The organism is Paenibacillus chibensis (genome assembly GCF_004001045.1).
GTDB lineage: Bacteria > Bacillota > Bacilli > Paenibacillales > Paenibacillaceae > Paenibacillus_AQ > Paenibacillus_AQ chibensis.
On sequence record NZ_BIMK01000013.1, the window covers coordinates 156,818 to 169,270 of the forward strand.

A 12,453-nucleotide genomic window follows, 5' to 3' on the forward strand; every position below is an offset into this window, starting at 1 on the left:
TTCCATAAAAAAAATACCCACCAGGGTACTGAAACCTCTCGATTTCAATCCCTGAAGGGTATCCGATATATCTTTATTAAATTGGATGATATTAAGCGTGTTGAAGAACCAATTGGTTAGCGACTTCTTTGACTTGGCGAAGACCCGCTTCAATAAATTCATTGGCTTTGTCACGCTGCGCATTATGTCCTTCGATAATGACTTCGCCGATGATTTCCATGCCGAATACGCCGCCGAAAACGTTGCGCATATAGTTGACAGCCATCTCCATTGGAGCTGCTTCCGGAGCGGAGTAGAAACCGCCGCGAGCGTTCAGGAAGATTGCTTTTTTGTCGGTCATCAGCTGGATCATGTTGCCTTCAGCGTCATATTTGAACGCAAAACCAGCCGCATATACATAATCGATGAAGGTTTGAAGCTTCGCCGGAATAGTCAGGTTCCAGAGCGGGAATGCGAATACGACAACGTCGGCTGCAGTCAGCGCGTCCATTGCTTTTTGTTTAGCTGCCAAAAGGCGGCTTTCCACGTCGGTCAATTCACCGCCGTTTTGCAATTTGCCGAATGCGTTGAACAGGTCTTGTCCAAAGTAAGGCGTATCTTCGGCGAACACATCATAAGTTGTCACATTCAGGTTTTCGGCGCCTTGAACGGCTTCCATGAATGCTTCGTACATTTTGCTCGATATAGCCTCTGTTGCAGGCCGGTTATTTGCTTTTACGACTAATACGTTCATGCTGTATTTTCCTCCAATGGTCGAACACAAAGGCGATGCGCAAAACCAAGTACAATACTGGCTATATGATCTCTTGTGTTGCGGCTCTAGTTAGTTTACACAACAACGGATGTTGTATAGTTGAATTGTAAGCAACTTTCGAAAATTCCGCAACCCTCAATAAATAACTTTCTTGATTCGTTATCGATGATTTTCACAAAATGTTTGAAAATTAGCGGGTGGGGGGGTGCCAATATTCCAGAAAGCACCACATTCGTTGACGAGAACCGCTGCGTTTCAGTGAATACTCATAGATTAACCCATGTGGCACTTTGCGTTCTTGTTGCAACGATATGATATAGTAGTTTTATAGATTCGTGATTTGCATTAGACATATAGAAAAGGGTGTACGCACATGAAATACAAAATGATCGTTCTTGATCTGGATGATACGCTGCTCCGTGATGACCAGACCATTTCGCCGCGAACGAAGGAAGCTCTCATGAACGCGCAGAAGGAAGGCGTTAAGGTGGTATTGGCCTCGGGTCGTCCGACATTCGGCATGAAGGGAATCGCGAAGGAGCTGGAGCTGGAGAAATTCGGAAGCTTTATCCTTTCCTTTAACGGCGCGAAAATCATCAACTGCCGCACGGAAGAGGAAATTTTCAGCAGTACGCTGTCCGTGGATACGGTGCAAAAGCTGTTCGGAATCAGCCAGCGGGAACATCTGTCCATGCTGACATACTTGGGAGACCATATCGTGACCCAGGATCGCAATGAATATACGGATATCGAGTCGGGGCTGACGGGCATGAGCATCCGCGAGGTCGACAGCTTCGTTGAAGCTGTGAAGGAGCCGGTCGTTAAGGTGCTGATGGTAGATGCGCCCGACAAAGTGGCTGAAGCGGAGAAGAAGCTGCAGCCGGAGCTGGCTGGTGAGCTCAGCGTGATGCGCTCAAAGCCGTTTTTCCTGGAATTCACAGAAGCGGGCGTGGACAAAGGGACAAGCCTGCACCAGCTCATTCGCCACTTGGGCATACTTCAGGAGGAAGTGATCGCCATGGGCGACAGCTTCAATGATCTGGCGATGATCCGGTTTGCCGGTTTAGGCGTAGCCATGGGGAATGCCCGGGATGAGATAAAGGAAGCCGCCGATTATGTGACGGACACGAATATGAACGACGGCGTGGCCAAGGTCATCGAGCAGTTTGTGCTTGCATACCAGCAAGCCTGATCATATGGAGAAGATAAAGCCGGGATTTCCTATTGGAAGGAGATCCCGGCTTATTTTGCGTGCTTATGATGCGGTCATGACGGGGCTATTCGCGATTCACGATAACCCCTCATGCTGCTTTTAGCTTTTAGGTCGTTTTCCTTAGACGGCAAGCACCTTGCGGAACTCCTGGGTAAGCAGCGGGACGACCTCGAACAAATCGCCGACGATGCCGTAATCCGCGACTTTGAAAATCGGCGCTTCCGGATCCTTGTTGATCGCGATAATGATCCGGGATTGGCTCATGCCGGCCAAATGCTGGATCGCGCCGCTGATGCCGCAGGCAATATAAATTTCCGGCGTCACCACTTTGCCGGTTTGGCCGATTTGCATCGAATAATCGCAGTAGCCGGCATCGCATGCGGCGCGTGAGGCGCCGACGGCGCCGTGCAGCACATCGGCCAGCTCTTCGAGCGGCTTGAAGCCTTCCGCGCTTTTGACGCCGCGTCCGCCGGACACGACGATTTTGGCCTCGGTCAGATCGACTTTCCCGGAGGTTTTGCGGACGATGTCTTTGACGATCGAACGAAGGGAGCCTGCAGGCGCGTATTCCAGCTCAACAATTTCAGCCGGAGACGTGGCGGCGGATGCCGGATCGATGTTGTTCGGACGGATGGTGACGACCTGAATGCCGCCGGTGAATTGCTTTTGTTCGAAGGCTTTGCCTGCATACAGCGGACGCGTGTACAGCACGTCATCGCTGTTTTTCTCCATGGCGGTAACGTCCGAAATTTGACCTGCGGCCAGATGGGCGGCAATTACCGGTCCCAAGTCGCGGCCCTGCGCGGTATGACCGAGCACAATAACGTCCGGGGAAACGCGTTCAAAGACGGTTTTCATCACGCTAAGATAAGCTTCCGGATTATAGATTTCCAGCTCGGGATGATCGATGGAGAAGACTTGGCCATCCACGTAATTCGCCAGCTCCGACGCGAGCGGCGTAATTTGCGAGCCGATCAGAACCGCTGCCGTGCTGTCGCCGTCCTCTTTGGCGATGGATACAGCCTGAAGCGCTTCCAAAGTAACCTGGCGCAGGCTTCCGCCGCGAACCTCCGCTACCACCATATACGTTTTACCCATTTTCAGATTCCTCCTTGGATATGAAGACCTATGAATTGTAAGACGCTTGAAGTCGGTTCATTATGATGCCGTTCAATGGCTGGTTTAGATCAGCTTCGCTTCGGTCCGCAGCAAGTGAACCAGCTCCGCCGCCTGCTGGGCATAATCCCCTTGCAAAATGCGTCCGGCCTGACGCTTCGGCGGCAAAGACAGGGAGACGCGTTTCGTTTTCGCCGCCGCATCCGTGTCGCTTACGCCAAGTTCCGCAGCCGTCATTTGATGGAAAGGCTTCTTCTTAGCCTTCATAATGCCTGGAAGGGAAGGATAACGCGGTTCATTCAGACCTTGCTGAGCGGTAAAGACCGCAGGGAGGGAGACCTCCAGAGTTTCCGTATCGCCTTCTGCGTCCCGTTCGACCGTAGCCTGTGGTCCGCTAATGGTCATCTTCGTAATGGAGGACGTATGCGGAATCCCCAGCAGCTGGGCCAGACGAACCGCAACCTGTCCGCCGCCGCTGTCCACCGAGAAGTTACCGCCAAGAATCAGATCATACGACTGTTGACCGAGATAAGCCGCGAGCAGGCGGGACACCGTATATTCATCGGCTTCAAGACCATCGCTTTGGATCAGCACCGCTTCGTCCGCACCCATAGCCAGGGCGGTACGCAGGGCTTCCGCCGTCCGGTCGGGTCCAACGCTAACAACGGTTATTGTGCCGCCGTGCTGGTCCCTCTGCAGCAGTGCTTCCTCGACAGCATACTCATCGTAAGGATTCATTACGTATTTCACGCCGTCATCGGAGATTTCTCCATTCGAAATGACGATTCTTTCCTCGGTATCGAAGGTTTGCTTCAGCAGTACAAAGATATTCATGCGGCATAGCTCCTCTCAAATAATGGATTGGATTATTTCAAGCCTTTCAAGAAAAATTCAACCGTCTTGTCGACTTGGCCGGAGAGCGAATACTTCCGGTCCGAGATCAGCCAAGAGGTGACTACCTCATCCATGGCACCGAAAATCAAGTGGCGCGTCAGTTTGATATCGAGGTCTTGACGGAAGGAGCCTTCCGAAATCCCTCTCTCCACAATATGCTCGATGAGCTGAATATAAGGCTTCACCACAAGACCGATCGCCTTGCGGAGCTCCAGCTGACTCTGTCTGAGCTCGATTTGCGTGACGTACGCGAGATTCACGTTATTCTCCAGCTCTGTAAAATGGATTTCGCATACCTTGCGCAGCGCATCGTCCGCCGTGTTGGTTTCCTTGACGCTGCTGTGGAACATCGCGACCAGATTGCCGAGTCTTTCCTGGAACAGGGAAATAAGGATATCTTCCTTGTTTTTAAAATATAGATATATCGTACCGTCCGCGACGCCAGCCTCCTTGGCGATCTTGGAAATTTGGGAGCCGTGAAATCCGTTCTCCGCAATGACTTTTAAAGCTGCATCCAAAATTAACTCATATTTTTCCATTTTTCTACTTGTCATCAGGCCACCCCGGTGTTAGAATTCAATTAACTGAATGAATGCTCATTCATTTTTCTTAATCTTATGGTAAACGATGTCAATTGTCAATGATCCAGACCCGATTTGTTGCGAGGATTTTGTGAAGATCGTAGAGTGAGTCGATTTTTGCGGAATCTTGATTTTAAAAGCAATTTGTAATCGCTTTCTGTAGCAAACCCGTCATAAATTACCTTTTATTCCACGAAAGGACGGATCACGAATGGTGTGGCAAATTGTCAACTTACTCTTGTTCATTGCTGCGGCAGGTTACGGCATCTATCTCTTTTATCAAGCCGTGTACCACCGGATCCTGTACGTTAAGCTCGGCAAGCCGGCTGATTTCAAGAAACAGCGCGAAGGAAGGTGGGGGGAGTTTCTTTCGCAGGTGTTCGGACAGAAGAAGCTTTTCAAGGATCTGAAAAGCGGCGTGATGCACTTCGTCATCTTTTACGGCTTTATCATTCTGCAGTTCGGAGCGCTGGATCTTATCATTAAAGGGCTAACCAATGGCGGGCATCTGCCGCTTCCAGCTTATGAAGTATTCGGCCTGCTGCAGGAAATCACCGTATTCCTCATTCTGGTCGCTGTCGGATATGCGGCTTACCGCCGATACGGCGAGAAGCTCGCAAGACTGAAAAAGGGCTGGAAACCAAGCCTGGTGGTCTTCTTTATTTTCTCCCTCATGCTGTCCGTCGTGTTGTCCCTGGGCTTTGAAAGAGTGTGGCTGGGCCAGGCAGCATCGGGTTACGCGCCAATCTCTTCTATATTAGCTGTGATGTTCGGCGGCCTATCCGTCACGGCAGCGCAAGTTCTTTTCTACGTATTCTGGTGGGCGCATCTGCTCATCCTGCTCTCTTTCCTTGTGTATGTACCTCAGTCCAAGCATTTTCACTTGATATCCGCTCCGGTCAATATTTACCTGGGGCGCTCCGAACCCGTCGGCAAGCTCAGCAAGCTGGATTTGGAGGATGAAGAAGCCGAGTCCTTCGGCGTCGGCAAAATCGAGGATTTCACCCAAAAGCAGATGATTGACTTCTACGCCTGTGTGGAATGCGGTCGCTGCACCAATGTTTGTCCGGCATCGAATACCGGCAAAGTGCTGTCACCGATGCATTTAATCGTCAAGCTGAGGGATCATCTCACGGAAAAAGGAACCGCCATCACCGGCAAATCGCCTTACGTTCCGGGGTTTGCATTCGCCTCGAGCGGTGCACATGCCTTATCTTCGCCCGGCAGCGAACCCGACTGGAACGCTGACGGCATCACGGATATCAGGCCGACGCTCGCCTGGCAGAAGTCCACTTGGACCCACCAGGAAAGAGATCCGCAGGAATTGAACCTGATCGGCGACGTCATGACGGAGGAAGAAATCTGGTCCTGCACGACCTGCCGCAACTGCGAAGACCAATGCCCGGTCGGCAATGAGCATGTGGACAAAATCATCGATCTTCGAAGACATCTTGTCCTGATGGAGGGCAGCGTTCCGGCCGAAGGCCAGCGCGCACTGCAAAATATCGAACGGCAAAGCAACCCTTGGGGCCTGAACCGCAACGACCGCGCCAATTGGAGCGGGGAAGTGGAAGGCATTCAAGTGCCTACGGTCAAGGATAACCCGGGCTTTGAATATTTGTTTTTTGTGGGCTCGATGGGCTCGTACGATCTCCGCAGCCGCAAAATCTCCAGAGCGTTCGCCAGACTGCTGAACGAATCGGGCGTCAATTACGCCATTCTCGGCAACGAGGAGAAAAATTCGGGCGATACGCCGCGCCGGATGGGGAATGAAATGCTGTTCCAGCAGTTGTGCATGGAGAATATCGAAATTTTCGAGAAATACGGCGTTCACAAAATCGTAACCGCGTGTCCTCATACGTTCAATACATTCAAAAACGAGTATCCGGAGTTTGGCCTGGAAGGCGTAGAAGTATTGCACCATACGCAGCTTCTCGACCAATTGATCCGGGAGGGCAAGCTGACTCCCCAGCATGAAGTGAAAGAACGCATCACGTACCACGATTCCTGTTATCTCGGCCGGTACAACAATGTGTATGACCAGCCGCGTAACGTCCTGAAATCCATCCCTGGGGTGGAGCTTGTCGAAATGAAGCGCACGCGGGAGAACGCCATGTGCTGCGGCGCCGGCGGAGGCATGATGTGGATGGAAGAGACCTCCGGCAAACGCGTGAATCTGGCGCGCACCGAGCAGGCTCTCGAAGTGAATCCGAGTATCATCAGCAGCGCCTGTCCTTATTGCCTGACGATGATGGAGGACGGGACGAAAATGAAGGAAGTCGAAGACCGTGTGAAAGCGAAGGATATCGCTGAAATACTCGAGTTATCCGTATTCGGCGATCATCCCGCTCACAATAAAGGACTAGAAATGGAGGCAAGCACAAAATGAACAAATCCATTCGCAAAGCGGCCGTCATCGGCTCCGGCATCATGGGATCCGGCATCGCGGCCCATCTGGCCAACGTCGGCATCCCGTGCTTACTGCTGGACATGGTGCCCAGACAACTGACCGAGGAAGAAACGGCCAAAGGCTTGACCCTGGAAAACCCGGCCGTAAGGAACAGGCTTGCAGCATCTGCCATTGCCAAGCTGGCCAAGACCAATCAGGCTCCGCTTTATGACAACGCATTTGCTGACCGGATTAAGCCCGGTAACCTGGAGGATCATCTTTCGCAGCTTGCCGAGGTGGACTGGATCATCGAGGTCGTCGTTGAAAACCTGGACGTGAAAAAGGGCTTGCTTCAAAAAATTGAAAGTGTATGGAAGCCGGGAACGATTGTCAGCTCCAACACCTCCGGCATCTCGATCCATGCGATGGCGGCGGAATGCGGGGACGAGTTCAAGAAACACTTCATGGGCACGCACTTTTTTAATCCCCCGAGATATATGAAGCTGCTCGAAATTATCCCGGGGGAGCATACGGATCCTGAGCTTGTCACTTACATGAAGGGCTTTTGCGAAAAGGTCCTCGGGAAAGGCGTCGTGCTTGCCAAGGATACGCCGAACTTCATCGGCAACCGCATCGGCACCTATGGTCTGCTGGTGACGCTGAAGGAAATGACGGAGAACGGCTATACCGTTGAAGAAGTGGACGCGGTAACCGGTCCGGCGATGGGCCGTCCGAAGAGCGCTACCTTCCGCACGCTGGATCTCGTTGGCCTGGATACGTTCGTGCATGTCGCGGACAACGTATACAACCATGTCTCGGATGAGCATGAGCAGTCGATCTTTACGGTACCTCTTGTCATGAAAAGCATGGTCGAGAAGGGCTGGCTCGGGGAAAAGTCGGGTCAAGGCTTCTATTTAAAGAAAAAGGGCGCAGGCGGCAGCGAGATTCTCGCGCTGGACCTGACCACGATGGAGTATGTGCCACAGAAAAAGCCGAAATCAACCTCATTGGAAGCAGCCAAGCTGGCCAAAGGAGCCAAGGAGAAGACGAAAGCGCTCCTCGGAGCGAGGGATCGATACTCCGATCTGGCGTGGAATATTCTGAAGCAGGTGCTGATCTATTCCGCGGAGAAGGTCGGCGAGATCTCGGATTCTATCCAGGAGATCGACGACGCCATGAAATGGGGCTTTTCATGGGAGCTCGGACCGTTCGAAACCTGGGATGCCATCGGCCTCAAGCGTTCGGTGGAACGGATGGAAGCCGAGGGTCTGAGCGTTCCAGCTTGGGTCAAGGACTGGATCGCCGCAGGCCATACATCCTTCTATAAGAATGAAGAAGGAAAGCTGTATTCCATCCATATCGGTTCATCCGAGTATAAAGAGGTGGAATTCGCACCGGAAATCATCCATCTTCGCAGCTTAAAGGAACAAAATAGAGTCATCAAAGGCAATAGCGGCGCCAGCCTGATTGATTTGGGAGACGACGTGACCTGCCTCGAATTCCATTCGCCGAACAACGCGATCGGCGAAGACATTCTGAGCATGATTACGCAGAGCCTGGAAGAGGTCAGAAGGAACTACAAAGGCATGGTCATTGCCAACCAGGGACGGAATTTCTGCGTAGGGGCGAATATTATGCTTCTGCTGATGGAAGCCCAGGACGAAGAATGGGATGAAATTAACGACATTATTCATTTATTCCAAAATACGATGTACAAAGTCAAACGCTTTGAAAAGCCGGTTGTGGCCGCACCTCACCGGATGTGTCTCGGCGGCGGGGTCGAAGCCTGCATGCCGGCCGATCAGGTGGTGGCATCCGCGGAAACCTACTATGGTCTGGTTGAAGTTGGCGTCGGCCTGATTCCGGCAGGCGGCGGATGTAAGGAGTTCGCCCTTCGCTCGAGCCAGCAGGCGAATGTGGAAGGCGTCGACCTGCAGCCGTTCATCAACCACGTATTTCAAACCGTGGGTACGGCGACCGTATCCAGCAGCGGATACGATGCCAAAAAGCTCGGTTATCTTCGCCCTACGGACCGCATCGTTGCCAATCAGGACTTTGCCATTTACGAAGCGAAGCAGTCCGTGCTCGGTTTGGCCAATACGGATTACAAGCCGATTCCGGAAGAGAAGATCCGCGTTGCGGGCGCCGAGGGCAAAGCCGTTCTGCAGCTCGGAGCGATCGAAATGAAGCGCGGCGGCTATATCAGCGATCATGATCTGCTGATCGCCAAGAAACTTGCTCATGTGCTGGCAGGCGGCGACGTTCCTGCCGGATCACTCGTCACGGAGCAGTATATGCTCGACCTGGAGCGCGAAGCGTTCCTCAGTCTGTGCGGCGAACCGAAGACGCAGCAGCGTATGCACCATATGCTGACCAAAGGCAAAGCACTCCGAAATTAACATCCCAGGGGAGGGTGAAATCGAAATGAGAGAAGCAGTAATCGTATCCATGGCTCGGACGGCCATCGGCCGAGCCAAAAAAGGCAGCTTGGCCCAAACCCGGGCGGATGATTTGGGGAAAGCCGTACTGGAGGCTGTCATTGACCGAGCTCCTGGCCTGAATAAGGAAGATGTGGAGGATATCATTATCGGGTGCGCCATGCCGGAAGGCGAGCAAGGCCTGAACTTTGCCCGCATCATGTCGCTGTATGCCGGCTTCCCGGTTACCGTACCGGCGCTCACGATCAACCGTTTTTGCTCCTCCGGTCTGCAGGCAATCGCTTTCGCAGCGGAGCGGGTCATGCTAGGGTCTGCGGAGGTGGTGATTGCCGGCGGCGTGGAAAGCATGAGCCATGTGCCGATGACCGGATTTAAGGTTTCGCCGAATCCGAAGCTTGTGGCCGATATGCCCGAAGTGTATATGGGCATGGGTCATACCGCGGAGGAAGTGGCGGAGCGGTTCGGCATTTCACGCGAGGATCAGGACCGTTTCGCGGCCCTCTCCCATGAGAAAGCCGCAAAGGCGATTGCCGAAGGGAAATTTACGGATGAGATCATTCCGGTACAGGTAGAACTGAAAACCGTGGATGACAAAGGAAGGGTGCAAGCCAAATCCTTTACTTTCCAAATGGATGAAGGGGTTCGTGCGGATACGACTCCCGAAGTTCTCGGGAAGCTCAGACCCGCGTTCAAGCTCGGCGGCACGGTCACGGCCGGAAATGCGTCTCAAACGAGTGACGGGGCTGCCGCGGTCGTGGTGATGAGCAGGGAAAAGGCCGATGAGCTCGGGCTGAAGCCGCTTGCCACATTCCGCTCCTTCGCGCTCAGCGGGGTGGAGCCGGAAATCATGGGGGTCGGACCGGTGAAGGCGATCCCGAAAGCGCTGCAGATGGCCGGCATAACGCAGGACGACGTGAAGCTGTTCGAAATTAACGAAGCCTTCGCCTCCCAGTGCGTGCATATCATCCGTGAACTGGCTATTGACGAGGAGAAGGTCAACGTGAACGGAGGCGCGATCGCGCTCGGTCACCCGCTCGGCTGCACCGGAACGAAGCTGACGACGACGCTGATCAGCGAGCTGCGGCGCCGCGGCGGAGGTTATGGGGTCGTGACGATGTGTATCGGAGGCGGCATGGGTGCCGCTGGCGTATTCGAGGTTCATCCGGAGTAACGATTTTGTGCGGATCCGCAGCGGCTAACTTACTGTTTTATATAAAAAAACGTCATGTGAATTTATTCGATTACAATCGTAAAGGAGAGATAGGGCATGAGCACAACCATGAACAAAGTCATTGGCGGCAGTTACATTATTGAGGATACCGATTTCAGCCAGATCGTGACGCCGGAGGATTTTACCGAAGAGCATCGCATGATTGCGGAAACAACGGCAGACTTCGTAGCAGGAGAAATCGTTCCGCATGATGAAGAGATTGAGAAGCTGAACTACGAGCTGACGGTGGAGAAAATGCGTAAAGCCGGCGAGCTCGGACTGCTCGGTGCGGATGTTCCTGAAGCATACGGCGGACTGGGACTGGATAAAGTCAGCTCGACGCTGATCAATGAAAATCTGACAAAAGCCTCCGCATTCGCGCTCTCCATAGGAGCCCATGTCGGCATCGGGACCCTTCCGATTGTATACTTCGGTACGGAGGAGCAAAAGCAGAAATATTTGCCTCTCCTGTCCACAGGCGAGAAAATCGCGGCTTACTGCCTGACAGAGCCGTCTTCCGGCTCCGACGCGCAGGGTGCGAAAACAACGGCGATTTTATCGGATGACGGTGAATATTATGTATTGAACGGCACCAAACAGTTCATCACGAATGCCGGATTCGCGGATATCTTTATCGTGTATGCCAAAGTAAACGGGACGGATTTCAGCACGTTTATCGTGGAGCGCACCATGGAAGGCGTCAGCATCGGACCGGAAGAGAAGAAGATGGGCATCAAGGGCTCCTCGACCTGCCAGCTGATTCTGGAGGATGTTAAGGTTCCGGTCGAAAACCTGTTGTGGGAAGTCGGCAAAGGCCATTTGATCGCGTTTAACATCCTGAACATCGGACGCTTCAAGCTGGCGGCCGGCTGCGTAGGCGCATCCAAAGATACGATTGAGCTTGCTGTCCAATATGCGAACGAACGCACCCAGTTCGGACGCAAAATTTCTTCCTTCCCGCTCATCGGGAAAAAGCTGGCGGACATGAACACGAAAGCGTTCGTGCTCGAGAGCATGGTATACCGTACCGCCGGTCTGTTCGATGTCGGCCTTGCCGAGGTCGATCACAGCAGTCCGGAAGTTGGATACCAATCCGCCAAAGCGATCGCGGAGTACCAGCTGGAATGCTCGATTAATAAGGTATTCGGCTCCGAAGTACTGGATTTCATCGTAGACGAAGGCGTACAGATTCACGGCGGTTATGGCTTCACCCAGGAATACCGGGTGGAACGCAACTACCGCGATTCCCGCATTAACCGGATTTTTGAAGGCACGAACGAAATCAACCGTTTGCTGATTCCGGGTTCCCTGGTGAAAAAAGCAATGAAGGGCCAGCTTCCGCTCATGCAAAAAGCGATGGCGCTTCAAAATGAACTGATGGAGCCGATTCCTAATCAGCTGTTTGACGGTACGCTTGAACAGGAAGCGCATCTGCTGAAGATGTCGAAGAAAATCTTCCTGATGTGCGGTGCAGGTGCCGTTCAGAAATACCAGCTGAAGCTGGAAGAGCAGCAGGAAATTCTGAGTCATCTGGCGGATATGATGATTTCGGTCTTCGCAATGGAAAGCGCGCTGCTGCGCACACAGAAGTTGATGGATCGTTCAGGTGAAGACAAAGCGAAGCTTGCCATTCAAATGACGACCGTATTCATTCACGAGGAGTTCGTCAAAATCGAAAATTGGGCCAAGGAAGTGCTGGCAGCGATGGAATCCGGTGATACGCTTCGCACGCAGCTGTCAGTCCTCAAAAAGCTGGTCCGCAAATCGCCGATCAACGCGCTCGGCATCAAGAGAGAAATCGCCGCGAAGGTAATCGACGAAGAAGCATACGTTTTGTAATTTCGTGAGATGGGGTGGC

9 protein-coding genes are annotated in these 12,453 nt (G+C 52.8%); 5 read left to right on the top strand and 4 right to left on the bottom strand.

Translation table 11 applies throughout. From position 1 onward, the window contains the following. Positions 1-91: 91 nt before the first annotated feature. The gene (locus PCH05_RS12625; protein WP_127602747.1) at positions 92-733 is read right to left on the bottom strand and encodes an FMN-dependent NADH-azoreductase; all 642 of its coding nucleotides are present in this window, start codon (positions 731-733) and stop codon (positions 92-94) included. 394 nt (positions 734-1,127) lie between these two features. On the opposite strand from PCH05_RS12625, the gene PCH05_RS12630 reads away from it, so the two are divergent. After that, entirely contained in the window at positions 1,128-1,946 is an 819-nt protein-coding gene (locus PCH05_RS12630; RefSeq protein WP_127602748.1) for a Cof-type HAD-IIB family hydrolase, read from the top strand. A 141-nt stretch (positions 1,947-2,087) separates the two neighbouring features. Here PCH05_RS12630 and PCH05_RS12635 read toward each other — a convergent pair whose 3' ends face one another. From PCH05_RS12635 to fadR, 3 genes are all read right to left on the bottom strand, one after another. Beyond that, complete coding sequence (locus PCH05_RS12635) at positions 2,088-3,065, bottom strand: electron transfer flavoprotein subunit alpha/FixB family protein (RefSeq protein ID WP_127602749.1); 978 nt, start codon at positions 3,063-3,065, stop codon at positions 2,088-2,090. Between the two features lie 84 nt (positions 3,066-3,149). Next, the gene (locus tag PCH05_RS12640) at positions 3,150-3,917 is read right to left on the bottom strand and encodes an electron transfer flavoprotein subunit beta/FixA family protein (protein WP_127602750.1); all 768 of its coding nucleotides are present in this window, start codon (positions 3,915-3,917) and stop codon (positions 3,150-3,152) included. Positions 3,918-3,949: 32 nt separating this feature from the next. Next, positions 3,950-4,531: a fatty acid metabolism transcriptional regulator FadR gene (fadR, locus tag PCH05_RS12645; RefSeq protein ID WP_127602751.1), complete on the bottom strand. Its 582-nt coding sequence runs from the start codon at positions 4,529-4,531 to the stop codon at positions 3,950-3,952. A 238-nt stretch (positions 4,532-4,769) separates the two neighbouring features. On the opposite strand from fadR, the gene PCH05_RS12650 reads away from it, so the two are divergent. From PCH05_RS12650 to PCH05_RS12665, 4 genes are all read left to right on the top strand, one after another. Next, positions 4,770-6,947, top strand: coding sequence for a heterodisulfide reductase-related iron-sulfur binding cluster (locus PCH05_RS12650; RefSeq protein WP_174806261.1), 2,178 nt, complete (start codon positions 4,770-4,772; stop codon positions 6,945-6,947). Next, positions 6,944-9,346 carry a 3-hydroxyacyl-CoA dehydrogenase/enoyl-CoA hydratase family protein gene (locus tag PCH05_RS12655; RefSeq protein ID WP_127602752.1) on the top strand — a complete coding sequence of 801 codons (2,403 nt, stop codon included), beginning with the start codon at positions 6,944-6,946 and terminating at the stop codon, positions 9,344-9,346. The genes PCH05_RS12650 and PCH05_RS12655 overlap by 4 nt, the downstream gene beginning before the upstream one ends. 25 nt (positions 9,347-9,371) lie before the next feature. Next, positions 9,372-10,556, top strand: coding sequence for an acetyl-CoA C-acetyltransferase (locus PCH05_RS12660; RefSeq protein ID WP_127602753.1), 1,185 nt, complete (start codon positions 9,372-9,374; stop codon positions 10,554-10,556). Between the two features lie 96 nt (positions 10,557-10,652). After that, positions 10,653-12,434 (top strand): acyl-CoA dehydrogenase FadE, encoded by a 1,782-nt coding sequence (locus PCH05_RS12665; protein ID WP_127602754.1) that lies wholly within the window; start codon positions 10,653-10,655, stop codon positions 12,432-12,434. Positions 12,435-12,453: the final 19 nt, after the last annotated feature.

Bases quoted from the DNA above. Each gene is read 5' to 3' on its own strand.
- PCH05_RS12625 (WP_127602747.1), bottom strand. From the start codon at position 733: ATGAACGTATTAGTCGTAAAAGCAAATAACCGGCCTGCAACAGAGGCT.
- PCH05_RS12630 (WP_127602748.1), top strand. From the start codon at position 1,128: ATGAAATACAAAATGATCGTTCTTGATCTGGATGATACGCTGCTCCGT.
- PCH05_RS12635 (WP_127602749.1), bottom strand. From the start codon at position 3,065: ATGGGTAAAACGTATATGGTGGTAGCGGAGGTTCGCGGCGGAAGCCTG.
- PCH05_RS12640 (WP_127602750.1), bottom strand. From the start codon at position 3,917: ATGAATATCTTTGTACTGCTGAAGCAAACCTTCGATACCGAGGAAAGA.
- fadR (WP_127602751.1), bottom strand. From the start codon at position 4,531: ATGACAAGTAGAAAAATGGAAAAATATGAGTTAATTTTGGATGCAGCT.
- PCH05_RS12650 (WP_174806261.1), top strand. From the start codon at position 4,770: ATGGTGTGGCAAATTGTCAACTTACTCTTGTTCATTGCTGCGGCAGGT.
- PCH05_RS12655 (WP_127602752.1), top strand. From the start codon at position 6,944: ATGAACAAATCCATTCGCAAAGCGGCCGTCATCGGCTCCGGCATCATG.
- PCH05_RS12660 (WP_127602753.1), top strand. From the start codon at position 9,372: ATGAGAGAAGCAGTAATCGTATCCATGGCTCGGACGGCCATCGGCCGA.
- PCH05_RS12665 (WP_127602754.1), top strand. From the start codon at position 10,653: ATGAGCACAACCATGAACAAAGTCATTGGCGGCAGTTACATTATTGAG.